Genomic DNA, 15,224 nt, shown 5'->3' on the forward strand with positions numbered 1-15,224 from the left:
GTCCTGGAGCTCATGCCCGAATCTTCCGGAGCACCGGCTGAAGTGCATGGGACCATCTGGATTGTCCATTGACACTTCTAGTTGGAAGTCTTCCCAGTAGCTGGCACCAAAGGCGCCGCTGCACGGTTGGTCGTGCAGGGGCTCTTCGCAAGTTGTGGCTGAGATCGGAAGCTGGTTCGCGGTCGGATCTTTACTATGCGAAACGTAACCGGGAATAGGCGGAGACCGAACCAGTTGGCGGTTTTTTCGAAGACGTAGGTTGCTGGAATTGTTAGTACCGGACAGGGCTAAAGTTCCACACTTGCTCGTGCGACAAACGGGGGACTGCCCCGGCTTTTGTTGACTCGGGGTCTTAGGCCGCTGTGAGCGCGGTCCGGTTGATTGTTTGATCGTCGATCGGCGTGAATCTTCCCAGCCGTCTTTGCCGTCGCCGGCGGTGATACGTCCCCTCCATCCCGGTTGTGATGGCCAGACGGAGCTCCTGGCGTGTGAGCCACCGCTGGCGGTCCGGCGTCGTCGAGGCGGCCGCGGAAGATCTGCAGCGAATCGTTCATGTTTTCGTACCCCTGCAAAAGCCCTTGCCTTGCCTCACGTCCGGGAGCGCCCTCGGCGGGCGACCGCGTCTATCGTCACGGCCGAGACGAGAACCAGCGCGGTGACCACATACTTCGCCGGCGCGCTGTAGCCCTGCAGGCCCATGCCGTTGTCGATCGCCGCGATCACCAGGCCGCCGAGGACCCCGTGCAGCACCTTGCCTCGGCCGCCGAACAGGCTGGTGCCGCCGATCACAGCCGCCGCGACGGCGTAGAGCACCAGCGTGCCGCCGTCGTACGAGGTTGAGACCGACCGGAGCCGGGACGCGTAAACGACTCCGGCGATTCCGGCAGTGAAGGAAGCGAGCATGAAGGCGATCGTTCGGATGCGCGCGAGATTCACGCCGCCCCGTCGTGCGGCCTCGGCATTGCCGCCAATAGCGTAGACGTAGCGGCCGAACCGGGTGCGGCCGAGCAGCAGCGTCCAGGCCGCGAGGGCTCCGAGTACAACCAGCAGGACCCAGGGCACGCCGCTGATTTCAACCAGGGTGCCCCGGTTGGTGTTGCAAAGCCAGACGATGGCCACACCGGTGGCGAGCACGGCCGCAATCTTCAGGGCGCTCACGCTGGCCGGCGGCGCGACGAGTCCGCTATCGCGCCGGCGGGCGTCCCGCAGCCACGTCCAGGTGCTGAACACTCCGGCGACGACGAGCATTACGGTCCAGCTGGTCAGCGGGCTGAGGTTGCCGCTGGCGATGTCGTTGATGACGTTGTCGTTGATGGGCACCACGCCGCCGCTGCCGAGGATCATCAGCATCACGCCGAGCCAGCCGAGCTGGCCACCCAGCGTAACGACGAATGACGGTAGCCCGAGGCGGGTGATGATCGTGCCATGCAGCACCCCGATCCCGGCGCAGGCTGCCAGCCCGACGGCGATCGCCGCCCACCACGGCCAGCCGGTCGACTCCTGTACGAGCTCGGCCATGATGACACCGCCCACGCCGCCGACGTACCCGATTGACAGGTCGATCTCGCCGAGCAGGAGCACGAAGACCTGGCCCATCGCCAGCAGCATGAACACCGAACCCTGAATGAGCAGGTTCACCATGTTGCCGGGGGTCAGGAAGTTCGGGTTCAGCGATTGGAACAGCGCCGAGATCAGGAGCAGGCCCGCGAGCACCGGCAGCACTCCGCTCTCACCGGCCCGAACCCGCGCCAGCGCCGCGCGGAAGTACTCGGGCAGCGACGTGGCGGTGATGTCGGGGTTCAGCGCCAGTGCGGCCTTCCGCGCGGCAGCCGCGGTCGTCGGCTCCTCATGGAGGGCACCTGCAGCGGACGGGAGCGGCCCCTTGGCGGCGGGAGTCCTGCGTTGCGACGACGTTGAGGGCGCGGGTTCCGGCTTTACACGGTCGGAGACACCGGTGGTCATCAGGTCGACCACGATCTGCCGGTCCACTTCCGTGATGGGCCGAACCTCCACGAGCCGCCCGAGCCGGAGTACGGCGATGCGGTCGGCGACCTGGAAGACGTCGTTCATGTTGTGCGAGATGACGATGACGGCGACGCCGCGGTCGGCGAGCTGGCGAATGAGGTTGAGGACGACCTCAGTCTGGGCCACGCCGAGAGCCGCCGTCGGCTCGTCCATGATGACGAGTTTCGAGTTCCACAGCACAGACTTCGCGATCGACACGGACTGGCGTTGCCCGCCGGACAGCGATGCGACCGGCTGCCGGATCGAACGCACGCTCGTCACGGCCAGGCTCGCCAGCGTCTCCCGGGCCGCGATCTCCATGCTCTCTTCATCGAGGAGGAGATGGCGCAGGCGCTCGCGGCCGAGGAACATGTTCTGCACGATGTCGAGGTTGTCGCACAGGGCCAGGTCCTGGTAGACGGTCTCGATGCCGAGTTCGGCGGCCTCGTGGGGTGAGTTCAACCTGACGGGCTTGTTTTCCCAAAAAAGCTGGCCGTCGTCGGGGGCGTAAATGCCGGCTACGCACTTGATCAGCACCGACTTGCCCGCGCCGTTGTCGCCGGCCAGCGCGGTCACCTTCCCGGTCGGCACCTCGAGGGTGACGTCGGCCAGCGCCTGCACCGGCCCGAAGTTCTTGTCGATCCCCACGAGGCGAAGCAGCGGCCCGGCGTCAGGTCGGACCGAGGTCGCCGGCTGCGATGGCGTTTCAGGAATCACGCTAGCTCCTTTGGTGAGCGCTGGTGTCAGGTCGGCCCGGTCCTTCCCTGTCCCCTGCAGGAAACGACCGGGTCGAGGGTTGCGAAGTACTTGATGTTTTACCTACTTCGCTGTTCCGACTAATGGATGCCGGCCGCGGTGCATGCGTCCTTCACCTGCGAGATACACAGCGCGGGGACCGTCACAGCGCCGTCCTTGACGACCGTCTCGGCCATGTTCTTCGTGGTAACCCACAACGGGGTCAGCAGGACCGACGCGACATCGGATTTCGCCGTGTCGTCCGTCGTCTTGCCGTTCACCAGGGTAGGAGGAACGTCCACGCCCGCCCGAAGGTAGAGCGCAGCAGCGGCAGCGGCCTGGGCCTCAAAGTAAATCGGCTTGTACACGGTTCCGCACTGGTAGCCCTTCAGGATGTTCTGCAGGCCGGACAGGGACGCGTCCTGCCCGGTGGTCGGGAACGACTTGGCGGGGATCTGCTTGCTCTGCAGGTACGCGATCACCGCGTTGGCGTTGTCATCGTTGGGCGTGACGACCGCGTTGATGTTCGGATGGGCGGTGTACTGCTGGGCGAAGGTTGTCTGTGCCACCGAGGGTGTCCAGGTGCCGGCGGGCTCGCCGGCGTTCACGTACTCGCCGCTGTCGAAGTGCGGCTTGAGCACGCCGTTGTAGCCTTCGGCGAACAGCTTCGCGTTGTTGTCGGTCGGGTCGCCATCCATGATCAGGATGTTCGGCTTGGTGACCTTCCAGTCGCCGATGCAACTGACTTCGCCGTCGCCAATCAGCTGACCGACCTTGACGTTGTCGAAGCTGACGTAGATGCGATCTTTCGCGCCGCCCTTGACGAGCCGGTCATAGTCGATCACCTTGACGCCGCGCGCGGTAGCTGCCGCCTCGATGGCCGCGCCCGAACCCGAGTCGAGAGCGTCGACCAGCAGCACGGATGCCCCGGCGGTGATGTCGGCCTCGGCCTGCGTCTGCATCGTACTCGCGCTGCCCTGCGCGTTGTCGATCTTGAACTTGGTGGAGTCCAGCCCTGCCGCCTCGAACGCCTTCTTCAGGTACGGGGCGTCGAACGTGACATACCGCGCGGAGGTCGTGGTGTCGGGCAGCAGGACGCCGACCATGCCCTTGCCCTGCGAGCCGAGCGACGTGAGTTGTTTCATCGCTGAGAAGTCGGCGGTGAACGCAGTCGCGGAGATCTGCGGTACGGCTCCTCCGGAGCCCGTAGCGGTCGGCGTGGAGGATGGGCTCGGGGAGCTGCAAGCGGCGATCGCCGTGACGGTGAGGGCTGCAACGAAAGTGGTTCTGACGCCTCGTGCTGAATACTTCAAGTGTTTCAACTTCATCTTCCTTCAATTGGTTGCGGCTGCAGGCGACTTATGGTTGCGAGTGCTGGCGACGTGGCCTGGCCGGGCCGGGATCTGTGCGTTGTTGCCGGGCGCAGGTCGATGCTCGAGATCGCGGCCATTCCCACCAACGGACGTCGACATGTCAGCACCTCGCTGACAGGCGACTCAAAGTCCAGAGGCTCGACATCCCGAGGTCCTTTCGGGAGACAACATGCCCGGTATTTCGGCATGTTCGTCGTTGTTGTTCTATGGCTTCGTTGTAGACCTGAAGTCTGTTCTTCGCAAGGCTTCGTCCCCGAGCGCAGCGACGCCGTGGTGGCCGTGGGGGATCGCGAGCGTCAGGCGTACCTCAGGCTCACCTGCAGCGCTTGAATTGGGCGTATCGGCCGGTTGCCATCCGCGCTTTGGCTGCTCCCCCTTTCGGGAACCCGGGGTCGTTGAATGGAACACGGGTGATCACCGCCGTCGGCTGTGGAGACGAGATTGCACCAGGACGCGACGCCTTCGCGTTCCCCCAAGGACCGAGGACCGGTTAGACCGGCGAAGTAGGCGTCGCCGTTGCCTTACGATTCCACGGCCAACCCGAAAATGGGTTCCGTGCCGTCCGGTGTCGTCATTGCGGGAACGGCCTCTTGATCGAACACTTGGCGCGTCACGGGACCGCCAATGCAACCAGCGGTCACCCCGTTGCTGATCAAATCGATTGCCATACCCGTGCCGTCGTTGCCTTTGCGGAGCGTATCGAGGCGGTGCTTGAGTCCTTGTGTGCAGCGCGGGAGGGGCTGAGACGATCCCGGGAGTCTCGGCTGATGGGATCTTTTGATCGTCCGCTTAGGGCATGTCCCTGACTGACGCCAGTTGAGTACCGAATACTCGCGGCAAATTGGGGTCTGTTGTGGCATTTCCTGACACTTTGCCGGGAGGCTCCATGGGGTCACGCTGACACTCGCCGCAGGGGGGAGCCCGCCGGCAGAACGTACGAAGGCCGACGGGAGAGATTCAGGCCGCTTTTTCCCGCTGCCTATCGAAGATGTAGCGGCCGTGGTAACTTCTGCTTGGATCAGGAGTTCCTCATGCGATTGTCTTCCAATCCGGCTCCTGATACCGCTTTCGAAAGCAGAGGCAACGATGGCAACTCTATTGATCTTCCATGAGGTCGACGACGTTGACCACTGGCTCAGCTCGCCGCGACGCAAGGAACTCTTCGGACCTATCGGCATGACTGTTCGAACCTTTGTCGACCCGGGGAAAACCAACCGCGTTGGCCTGATCGTCGAAGTCCCGGACTTGGACACGTTCCAGCGAATGATGGAGTCCGAGGCAGCGGCCGACGCCATGAAATTCGACGGCGTACGCCCGGACACGATCCTGATGCTGGTCGAACCCGAGCCCAGCACCTGACCCGGGGACGTAGTGGTGGCGGGTCTATTAAGGCGTGCAGCCGCTCCTACCTGCAATCTGCCGCCGCAGGGCGGTGCGTGTGGTTAGTCCCTCCGAACCTTCAGGTGGCTGGCGGGGCACGCCCAGAAACACCGCGGCTCCGGCCGGGCCACCGAGGCAGAGTCGCATGGAACCGCGACGAGTGCACATGGGATCACCCGGATTGTCCATGGCCTGGCACGAGCAAACGACTGCTGGCGCAGAAGTACGCGATGAAGCGATGGCCCTCGGGACCAAGTAGCGTGTCCGTCTACGGTCCCTCCGTCCGTCCCATTCTGCTTGTAGATAGACAACCCGGAACGGCCCCGCACGCATACGCGTGCGGGGCCGCGGATGATCAGCTCGCCGGCGCTATGGATGCCGGCCGGACCGACGGCGCCAATCTAACGCTTCGAGGCCGCGGATGATCCGCTCGCCTGCAAACCCGATGCCGATCAGCCTCGCTTGCTTAGAACTCTGTAGTGCCCCGCAGCCGGCGGGGGCGGCCATCCGGGTCCACGACGAAGCGGCTGATCGGAACCGCCCAGAGACGCTGGAGGGGCCGCACGGGCTCTGGGGTGTGGTGGCGCACCTGCCCGGTAGGCCGGGGCGAACGGTGCCCGGTTTCGTGCCATTGGTCGAGAGCGTCTGCGGTGGTGTTCCAAAGCTTGAGTCCGGCCGCCGGGTCGAGGAGCCGGGGGTCGTCCTGGTCCAGGCCGAGGTGTTCTGCCCAGAGTTGGAGCCGGAGCCCGTGGGGCAACGGCCGGGAAGCGTCGTGGCCGGTGTCTGTCCCGGTAGTTTCCCCGTTGTCAACAGTGGTGTCGATCACGGCGCAGGTGAGCTCGCTGTCTGTGGTCCAGGATCGGCGGTTGAAGTTGTCTGAGCCGCAGGTCATCCAGGTGTCATCGATGATGCAGATTTTGGCGTGGACGTAAATCGGGCTTCCGGCGCTGTTCTCCAGGTCGAACACGCCGACCCTGTCCGGCGCGACCTGGCGCAGCATCCTGATGGCACGCAGTTGCCCGATCCGGATAGCCGGCCCTGCGATTGGACCGTCGGAGTCGGGATAACGGGGCACGACAACGATCACGTTCAAGTCGGGATTCCGTTCGAGGGCCTCCGCGATCCCGGCTGCGACCTCTCTGGACCACAGGTACTGGTCCTCGATGTAGATCAGCGAGCGGGCGTGGGCGAAGGCTTTCGCGTAGCCGCGGGCAATACTGCGTTCCCCTTCGGGCGCGAACGGGAACGGAGGGCGTTTCACCCCGTACGTGCGCAGCAGCTGCACGGCGTGAGGGCCCGCCGGTGGCGGTGGCGGCGCTGTGGCCGGGAGCGGTTCGGGGTGCCGTGGCATTCGGGCCAGGCGTTGCAGCAGCATCCGGTAGGGGGTGCGCCGGTCCAGGGGATGGGGGTCGTTCCACCGTTCAGCAAACACTGCCAGGACATCTGCCACGACGGGGCCGCGCAGTTCGAGGGCGGCATCGTGCCACGGGGGCCGCTTCCCGTACCGGGAATCCATGCTCACCGCTTGCGGGTCTCCCGCATGGTCGGCGTCGTCTCGACGGCTGTGGGAAAGGTCGAGGCCGCCAACGAACGCGACGTCCCGCGACGGATCATCACGATGGCGGATCACCAACAGTTTTTGGTGATGGGAGCCGAACAGGCGCACGCGCTGATCCAGCAGCACCTCTCCGCCGGCGTCGTTGACCTGACGACTTAGGAGCTCGTTGGATCGGCCGCTGATCGGGGCCGATACGCGCTCTCCGTGGGATCTCCAGACAAGGCCCCGCACTTCCACTCCCGCGCGGGCCAAGCCCGCGAGCACGTCGCCGATCGACGGCCCGTCCGTCAGCAGCCGCTCGTCGGCGTCGCCACGCCAGTCGGTGAACCACACGCGGTCTCCGGCCTGCAGAGCCGTCAGCTCCTCATGCAGCCGGGCGAAGTAGGTCGCTCCATGAATCAGGGGCCGCACCAGATTGCCCTCCGACCACGACGGCGATCCGGCACCGCCCGCGTGTACGTCCGTGGCCAGATTCCCCCGCTCAGCGCGACTGAGAAACCACGTACCAGCATCCATGTCCACTCAGTCCTTCTTTCGGGGCCCGAGGCCACGCCGCCAGTGTCCGGTCTCCAACGTAGCCTATGACTGTGCCGCCTGCCGTTGCACGCCGCGACGAAGAGGCGGGTGCCCTCGCAGTCAAAGGACTACTAAGGCACCCGCGTGGTCTGTCGGCGCGGTCAGCCGCCGTAGGTTGTGACTGTTTCCGGCCCCTGGTGCGTCGGTGTGACGGCGCCGCCGGTGTCGTTGACGACGTGGTCGATAGTCCCGGCGCCGTTCAGCGAGACGGTGCTCAGGTCGTGCAGCTTCACGCCAGCGGTCTGCGGCACTTCGAAGGCGTGGCTTGCGTGCAGGCTCGGGTCGACGTTTGTGAAGATGTAGCTGCCGCCGCCCCATAGTTCGTGGGTTTTGACAGTGTCGGCCACCTTGTAGGCGGCGTAGCCGAGGGTACCGTCGTGCTGCCATGCGGCCTGGTCCGGAGCGTCGTAGGGCAGCTCGTTCTCGAAGAACACCGTCTTGCCCCGCTCTCCGTTCCAGATCACGTTGTACTTCTGGAAGTGCTCAACGAAGAGGCCCGTGGCGGTGACGTCGTCCCCGTTCACGACGAGGCCGGCGTCGGAGGTGTTCTGCGTCCAGCCGACACCGCCGACGCCGTGGTCGGCGCGCCAGACCCACATGTCGTCGAGCAGCACGTGGTCGCTGTCGACCTGAACGCCGACGGTCGCCTTCCCGGCGTGCGGGCCGCCGACACGCAGGAATACGTCCTGCATAGAAATCGGGTCCGCGGCGCTCGAGCCGCCCTGGCCGCGCTGATGCTTCGTGCCAACCTGGACCAGCACCGGCGAGTTGACCCGGCCCGCATCGACCGTGACACCGGCAACGTCAACCCCGGGAACGTCGTCGATGACGAGCGGTGTGGAACCGTTCTCTGCCGTCAAGGTGGCGAGGCCGAGTCCGAGCACGACCGTGCCTGCCCGCTTGACGCGGATCGACTGATCGACGGAGTAGACACCGGGCGTCAGTAACAGGTTCCTGCCGCCGGCGAGAGCTGCGTTGATCCGGCTGATGGAATCGCCTGGCTTCGCGACGAAGAAGTCCGAAAGCGGGATGGAGCGGCCGGGGGAGCCGTCCGTGGCCCAGCCGGCGCCGGATGAGTTCGTCTTCGCGGAAGGTTCGACGACCGACAGGCCGTTGTTTCCCTGCACCAGGTACGGCTTCTCACGCGCCGCAGGCGTGGCAGCGAGCGTGGTGTACGGCGGGTTCGGGAACGACTGCGACGGGGCCCCTTGCACCCCGGAGAAGACCTGGTTCCACACGGCGTTCGACCAACGAGAAATGCTGCTGTCTCGGGTGTAGAACTGCTGCTGGCTCCCGTTGACGATCCCCGAGTCGACCTTCGAATCCGCAAGGAAACCCCCGCTCGCGTAGGACGGGCCCGTGCAGTAATCCATGAAGGAGAGCTGCTGCCCGGTTACGTGGACCCGGCGCATCGGAGCGGCTTGGGAGACCGCCCAGAACTCGGCCGAGCCGTGGCACCCGCTACCGCCTACCGCATTAATGTGCAGGTTCGAGACGGAGCGCCAGAAGTTGTCGAGGGCGATGCAGTTGCTCGTACCGTTGCTGCACCGGTTGTACACGTCGACGTGGCCATTGATCGTGACGTCGTCGGGGGATGCGCCGAGGCCGGCGACCTCCGTGTAGTAGCCGACCTGGAACACGAGCGGGTTCGCGGCCGAGCCGTAGGTTCCCGGCTCGAAGAGCAGGGCGTAGCGGCCCGTACCCATCTCGCTGTCCACCTGCTGCTTGGCGATGTCGTCGACCCGGGCCTGAATCTGGGCTTGCGGCATATCGGGCGTGAAGACGACTACATTTGGGCCGAGGTCGGGAGTCGAGGCCGCCGGCGCGGCGACAGCAGCCGGTGCTGATGCGAAGACGCCGAGCGCAGCCGCGAGCACCGCGGCGGCTAAGGCAGTTCCGCGACGCCGTGACGTGGTCGCGACTGGTAGTGATCGTGATGACAGGGACACCGTTGGACCTGCTTCCGTGGGAGACCGGCAGGGTGCCGTTGACGCAGGGGAGCCGTTGGGCTCCCGGGATGGGCACCGCTGACCTTCGGGAGGGGTGGAACCGCATAAATGTAACAGCTTGTCCGGGGGTGGGCGACAGCCGACGTCCTCGTCCTTGCGTCGGAATCTCTCGTGATTTGGCGCAACGTGCACAGTGCTCGCCCCAATAGCGCCCGCTGCACCTGCGGAGAAGAGATAACCCCGTCGGGACCGTCGTACGGTTTCCCGCCAGATGACGTGCGGCCGGTGGCGGGCCAGATCGCCTCGTTGCCCTCACGGACCTGCTGGTTGTTCAGCTAGGCTCGCTTTGTGGTGAGTTCGCAGAACGGCAACGAACGCTATGTCGTCCGCCCGTGGTGGAGGGCAAGGTCGCTGCCTTGGGCAACCTTGGTCGTTGTCTCCATCGTCCTGACAGTCCTTGCCCTGGAACGGACGGCATTCTTCGTCTACGTCCCGGAACCGGAGTTCATCGTGCGGCTGCGCGTGGGCAGGCTGCTGATGCTCGCGGGGTCTGTAATGTCGCTTGCGGCAGCCATATGGTCGCAGATCCGGGGTAACCGGCTGTGGGTGACGATCTGCGTGGCTGCGCCGGCGATGCTCGTGGGAATGGCGACGATGATCGTGACGCCCCCGTCCCTGACTCCACAGATCGCCGGTCTGTTCGCCATTCCGGCAGCCCTGGCAGGACTCATCAGAGGGTTGCATCCAGAAACCAGGGATTGATCCAGCCGGGTATCTATGGGCACCAGCTGCCTTCCATCAATGAATCGCCGTCTGGCTGCCCGCCGGGACCCGGGAGAGGAAGTCCTCCACAACCTCCGCAAACTCGTCCGGCCGTTCGATCTGCGGCATGTGTCCTGTCTTCGCAAAGACGTGCGACTCAGCATGTGGCAACGCCAACAACGCTGCCTCGAGGTGGCTGAACGGAAGGACATGGTCGTGGTCGCCCCAGACCACGAGTGTTGGAATGTCCAGCTTCGCCAGGGCCTCAACGAGGTCAGTCCGCCATTCGGCCCTGATGCCGGAGAGCGTTCCCAGATCGTTGGCGATGTCCTTGACCGTTTGACGGTGCGCCGCCCGCTGCGACAGAGCGAACGAATGACATACGCGCGCCTCGGTCACCAGGGCCTTGTCGTAGAAGATCGACTGGACGGTGCGGCGTGATGCCGCCGGGTCCGGACGCATGAGTATTGCCGCGAGGGGCCTGACCGCGAGCAGGCGCAGAACCAGCGCAACTTCCTTGCCGAATCCGGCGCTGTTGGCAAGAACCAGGGCCGAGACGCGGTCAGGATGGCCGGCGGCGAACTTCATGGCGACGGCGCCCCCGAGCGAGTTGCCCATCACGGGAAGCGGTTCGTACACCCCAAGCGCGTCGAGGAAAGCGGACAGGACGTCCGCGAGCTTCGCCAAAGTCGCCGGCCCGGAGAGCCGTTCGGAGTACGCGAAGCCGGGAAGGTCAACGCTGTAAACCGTGTGGCATGCCGAGAGCCGCTCGTGTTGTTCGTTCCAGTCATCAAGGCTCTGGCCGATGCCGTGCAGGAGAAGCACCGGGTCCCCGCTGCCGGTCTTCCTGTAGCGCAACCGCGTGCCGTCGACGTCGATGTGTCCCGTTCCCGGGAGGTCGAGCGGATCCAGCGCTGCCGGCGCCGCCCCTCCGGGCGTCCGTACTTGCTGGCCGCGCCGGCCGAACCGCGCGTGGTCGGTGAGACGGCCGGCCCTGAGGAGGGCGAAATCGCGGAAATAGTTCTGGTGCAGCCGCCACGGCGAACCCGCACCCTGCCTGGGCAGACGGTCGGCGCCGCGCAGGATGTAGCCGGCCTTCAGGTCGATCAGGGAGGTCAGTTCAGCGTTCGCGACGTCGGCGGGTGCGTTGGGTGCCACCCACTGCAGGTTTCGACGGTCGAGGTGCTTCAGCATCCTGCAGACGTAGCCCGCGACCAGATCCGCTTTGAGGGTCCACGATGCGTTGGTGTAGCCGATAGTGAGCGCGAAGTTGGGAACGCCGTCGAGCATCATGCCCTTGTAGGTCAAGGTCTTGCCCACGTCCACCGGCTCGCCGTCGACGGTGAGGGTCATGCCGCCAATGACCAGCACGTTCAGTCCTGTCGCTGTGACAATGACGTCGGCGGGGAGCGAGCCGCCCGAGACCAGGTCAATCCCGTCCGGGGTGATCCGCGAGATCTTGTCGGTCACGATGTCGGCAGTGCCTGCACTGATGGCGCGGTAGAGGTCGCCGTTCGGGATCGCGCAGACCCGCTGGTCCCACGGCTGATACGACGGGGCCAGGTGCGTGTCGACCGCGAAGCCCTGCGGCAGTTTGGCGACGGCCGACTTGCGGAGGATGGCCTTCATCGTCTCCGGCCGCCGTCGGCTGAGCTGGTAGGTGAACATCGAAAAGAGGATGTTCTTTGCCCGTACGACGTCGTACGCCAGTTGCGCGGGCAGCTTGCCCCGGAGGCGGTCGGCCAGGTGGTCCCGGGACGGCACGGGAGCGATATAGGTGGGGGAGCGCTGCAGCATCGTCACCTTGGCAGCCGACTGTGCCATCGACGGCACGAGTGTCACGGCGGTGGCCCCGCTGCCGATGATCACCACCTGCTTGCCTTCGTAATCGAGGTCAGCCGGCCAGTGCTGCGGGTGGACGATCGATCCGGCGAAGGCGTCGGCACCCTCGATGGCCGGGGTAAAACCCTCGTCATAGCGGTAATATCCCGAGCAAACGGACAGGAATGAGCAGGTAAGGGTGACCGTCTCGTCGGGCCCGGATGACGCATCGCCCTGTCGGTACTCGCCGCCCGACGTCGGGACAGCCGTGACCGTCCACAGTGCGGTTTCGCTGGACCACTCCGCCGACACGACACGGTGATTTAGCCGGATCTGCGATGCCAGGCCCTCGTCCGCCACCGTCGCCTCGATGTACTCGCGAATTGAATCGCCGTCGGCGATCGCCTTGGCGCCGGGCCAGGGCCGGAAGGAATAGCCGAGCGTGTACATGTCGCTGTCGGAGCGTATGCCCGGGTACCGGAAGAGATCCCAGGTGCCTCCCACCGCACCCCGGGATTCCAGGATCGCAAATGTCTTCCCTGGGACTTCGCGTTTCAGCCGGCTGGCAAAACCTATGCCGCTCAGTCCGGCTCCGACAATTAACACATCTACGTGCTCGCTCATCAGGCCAAGCTATCGACTTAGAGTCGACAGAGTCAACACCGTGTTGAGAGCTCACGCTAGGATGGGCGCATGGCTCAACGAGGACGACGGACTGCAAGGGTCTCGGGGGATGAGCGCCAGGACGCGATTCTTGTCACCGCCGAGGCGCTCCTTGGCGGGCGCGCCTTCGACGACATTTCGATCGAGGAGCTGGCCCGCGGCGCCGGCATTTCGCGCCCCACCTTCTACTTCTACTTCGCGTCCAAAGACGAGGTGCTGCTGGCCCTGTTGGACCGTGTCATCACCGAGGTGGAACATCGGGTCGGCGGGTTGCCGCGGGATTTCGAAAGCGACCCCGCCGGAGCCTGGACACGCTCCATCGGCATGTTCGTCGAGGTGTTCGTGGCCCACCGCGGCGTCGGCACCGCGGCGATCGCAGCCCGCGCCCGCAACGATGAGGTGCGTGCCCTCTGGTCCAAGTCGATGCAGTCCTGGGTCGACTTCTCGAGCGACGTGATCCAGTCGGAGCAGGCCCGCGGGGCGGCGCCGGAGGGCATCGACGCCCATGACCTGGCAGTGAGCCTCAATCTCATGAACGAGCGGGTGATCACCGCCGTCCTCAACCAGGAGAGTCCCGCCATCGCGGAGTCCCGCGCCCTGGACGTCTTATCAACCATCTGGATCCGCAGTATCTACGGGTCCGTCAACCCCGGACGCCCGTAGCGCCCGCCTCGAAAGGAAGGGCGCACATGCCCCACGTCAAGACCCTGACCGTGCTCGGCACCGGAGTGCTCGGCTCCCAAATCGCCTACCAGGCCGCCTTCCATGGATTCGCCGTCACCGCCTACGACGTCGACGCCGAGGCCCTTGAGAAGGCCCGGGCACGCTTCGCCCGGCTCGCCGGCATCTACCGGGCAGCGAACGTTGCCGGCGGCGGGGAGGGCAAGGCCGAGGCAGCGCTGGAGAACCTCCGCCTCACCGCCGACCTCGGTGACGCTGTGGCCGACGCAGACCTCGTGATCGAGGCCGTTCCCGAACTGCTTGAGCTCAAGCGGGAGGCCTACCGCAAGCTCGCGGATCTCGCCCCCGCCAGGACCATCTTCGCCACGAACTCGTCAACCCTGCTGCCCAGCGATCTCAAGGAATCGACCGGCCGCCCCGACCGCTTCCTCGCCATCCACTACGCCAACAACATCTGGGCGCAGAACATCGCCGAGGTGATGGGCACGGTCGAAACCGATCCGGCGGTGTTCGACGCCGTCGTCGAGTTCGCCCGAAACAGCGGGCTGGAGCCGATCGAGATTAAAAAAGAGAAAGCCGGCTACGTCCTGAACTCGCTGTTGGTCCCGCTCCTGAATGCGGCCGCCGGACTGTTGATGCAAGGCGTCGCCAGCCCGGAAACGATCGACAAGACGTGGCGTATTGCCACCGGAGCGCCGAGCGGGCCGTTCCAGATCTACGACGTCGTCGGGCTGACAACCGCTTACAACATTGCCGCGTCCTCGCCAAACGCCGGGTCACAGGCATTCGCCGAGTATCTGAAGGACAACTACATCGACCAGGGCAAGCTCGGAGTCTCCACGGGCGAGGGCTTCTACACTTACTGAGACGTGGCCGCTTGGGATCTCAGCACAGCGACGCGCTCGGTGTCAGCCTGTCGCGGCCTGCGATGTCCACAGGGCGAGGGCCCGAGCAGCTGCCGAGATGCCGGAACCATCCATTCAACGGCCGAGAAGTTGCGCTAAACAGGGCCATAGGTCATCGGGTTCGGGACACACTTTGTGCGGCGCCACGGCCTAGGAACGGCAAGAGGCATGCCGCCAGTACTGTTGCATGGCCGCGCCGCCGCAGCCTGCAATTGATGGATCAGGCGCTTCGGAGCAGGAACCGCTCCGGCAACGGGTCGTTGAGGGGTGCTGGCCAGCCCGGGTCGTCCGTGTCGGTGACTCGGAATTGGTGTCCGGCCGTGAAGTGGTGCCAGTCCGGGAAGGGGTCCCGGGGCAGATCCGGTTCTGTGGGCAGGCCTTCGTCGGGGCCGGATTCCTGACCGGGATCCGGCCCGGGATCCTGGCCGGGGTGCCCGGTGGGCGGCGGGTCCGGATGGTGTCCCGGATCCGCGGGCTGGCCTTCGTCGGGGCCGGTGTCCGCGGCCGGGGTGTGGTCCGGCCAGTGGGGTGGTTCCCAGTCCTGGTGTTCGCTCGCGTAGTACCGGCCCGTCGGTGAAATCCACCCCGGCGGGCTGTCCTTGCCCGCCCCGGTGGGTGTCCACGCGGAGCCGTGTTTGAGGCGGTGGTGTTTGCGGCACGGCTGGCCCAGGTTGGAAATACCCGTGGTGCCTCCGTCGGCCCAGGCCAGGAGGTGGTCTGCTTCGTTATCCAGGGAATGGTTGCTGCAGCCCGGGAACGGGCACCTGCCGTCGCGCAGCCGCAGCCAGTGCCGCTGGGCCTTCGTAAGCCGGTAGCT

The 15,224-nt window shown here is 65.5% G+C and carries 10 protein-coding genes and 1 pseudogene; 4 read left to right on the top strand and 7 right to left on the bottom strand.

Features of this window, described 5'->3' with window-relative positions:
* Positions 1 to 352: 352 nt before the first annotated feature.
* The 3 genes and pseudogenes from AC1DES_RS17915 to AC1DES_RS17925 all read right to left on the bottom strand — a co-directional run.
* Positions 353 to 508, bottom strand: a pseudogene (locus AC1DES_RS17915) (IS3 family transposase); the annotation flags it as partial.
* An 80-nt stretch (positions 509 to 588) separates the two neighbouring features.
* Positions 589 to 2,721 (bottom strand): ABC transporter permease subunit, encoded by a 2,133-nt coding sequence (locus tag AC1DES_RS17920; protein ID WP_476897052.1) that lies wholly within the window; start codon positions 2,719 to 2,721, stop codon positions 589 to 591.
* A gap of 119 nt (positions 2,722 to 2,840) precedes the next feature.
* Positions 2,841 to 4,061 carry a sugar ABC transporter substrate-binding protein gene (locus AC1DES_RS17925; protein ID WP_476897053.1) on the bottom strand — a complete coding sequence of 407 codons (1,221 nt, stop codon included), beginning with the start codon at positions 4,059 to 4,061 and terminating at the stop codon, positions 2,841 to 2,843.
* A gap of 1,137 nt (positions 4,062 to 5,198) precedes the next feature.
* Here AC1DES_RS17925 and AC1DES_RS17930 point away from each other — a divergent pair.
* Entirely contained in the window at positions 5,199 to 5,471 is a 273-nt protein-coding gene (locus AC1DES_RS17930; RefSeq protein ID WP_476897054.1) for a hypothetical protein, read from the top strand.
* A 487-nt stretch (positions 5,472 to 5,958) separates the two neighbouring features.
* Here the strand turns inward: AC1DES_RS17930 and AC1DES_RS17935 are convergent, their stop codons facing one another.
* The gene (locus tag AC1DES_RS17935; RefSeq protein ID WP_476897055.1) at positions 5,959 to 7,461 is read right to left on the bottom strand and encodes a phospholipase D family protein; all 1,503 of its coding nucleotides are present in this window, start codon (positions 7,459 to 7,461) and stop codon (positions 5,959 to 5,961) included.
* Positions 7,462 to 7,727: 266 nt separating this feature from the next.
* The gene (locus AC1DES_RS17940) at positions 7,728 to 9,395 is read right to left on the bottom strand and encodes an adenylyl cyclase (protein WP_476897056.1); all 1,668 of its coding nucleotides are present in this window, start codon (positions 9,393 to 9,395) and stop codon (positions 7,728 to 7,730) included.
* 528 nt (positions 9,396 to 9,923) lie between these two features.
* Between AC1DES_RS17940 and AC1DES_RS17945 the strand changes: the two genes are divergently transcribed.
* A complete protein-coding gene (locus AC1DES_RS17945) occupies positions 9,924 to 10,337 on the top strand; it encodes a hypothetical protein (protein WP_476897057.1) in 414 nt (137 codons plus the stop codon).
* A 36-nt stretch (positions 10,338 to 10,373) separates the two neighbouring features.
* Here the strand turns inward: AC1DES_RS17945 and AC1DES_RS17950 are convergent, their stop codons facing one another.
* Positions 10,374 to 12,782 (bottom strand): alpha/beta fold hydrolase, encoded by a 2,409-nt coding sequence (locus AC1DES_RS17950; RefSeq protein ID WP_476897058.1) that lies wholly within the window; start codon positions 12,780 to 12,782, stop codon positions 10,374 to 10,376.
* 69 nt (positions 12,783 to 12,851) lie between these two features.
* Here AC1DES_RS17950 and AC1DES_RS17955 point away from each other — a divergent pair, with 69 nt between their 5' ends.
* Positions 12,852 to 13,484 (top strand): TetR/AcrR family transcriptional regulator, encoded by a 633-nt coding sequence (locus AC1DES_RS17955; RefSeq protein WP_476897059.1) that lies wholly within the window; start codon positions 12,852 to 12,854, stop codon positions 13,482 to 13,484.
* A 26-nt stretch (positions 13,485 to 13,510) separates the two neighbouring features.
* The gene (locus tag AC1DES_RS17960) at positions 13,511 to 14,368 is read left to right on the top strand and encodes a 3-hydroxyacyl-CoA dehydrogenase (protein ID WP_476897060.1); all 858 of its coding nucleotides are present in this window, start codon (positions 13,511 to 13,513) and stop codon (positions 14,366 to 14,368) included.
* A gap of 259 nt (positions 14,369 to 14,627) precedes the next feature.
* Here AC1DES_RS17960 and AC1DES_RS17965 read toward each other — a convergent pair.
* The coding region (locus AC1DES_RS17965) for an HNH endonuclease signature motif containing protein (RefSeq protein WP_476897061.1) at positions 14,628 to 15,224 on the bottom strand (597 nt) is incomplete at its 5' end.

It is taken from the genome of Arthrobacter sp. 05T442 (assembly GCF_056395945.1).

Coding starts and splice junctions, on each gene's coding strand:
- AC1DES_RS17930 (WP_476897054.1), top strand. CDS start 5,199: ATGGCAACTCTATTGATCTTCCATGAGGTCGACGACGTTGACCACTGG.
- AC1DES_RS17940 (WP_476897056.1), bottom strand. CDS start 9,395: ATGCCGCAAGCCCAGATTCAGGCCCGGGTCGACGACATCGCCAAGCAG.
- AC1DES_RS17950 (WP_476897058.1), bottom strand. CDS start 12,782: ATGAGCGAGCACGTAGATGTGTTAATTGTCGGAGCCGGACTGAGCGGC.
- AC1DES_RS17955 (WP_476897059.1), top strand. CDS start 12,852: ATGGCTCAACGAGGACGACGGACTGCAAGGGTCTCGGGGGATGAGCGC.
- AC1DES_RS17960 (WP_476897060.1), top strand. CDS start 13,511: ATGCCCCACGTCAAGACCCTGACCGTGCTCGGCACCGGAGTGCTCGGC.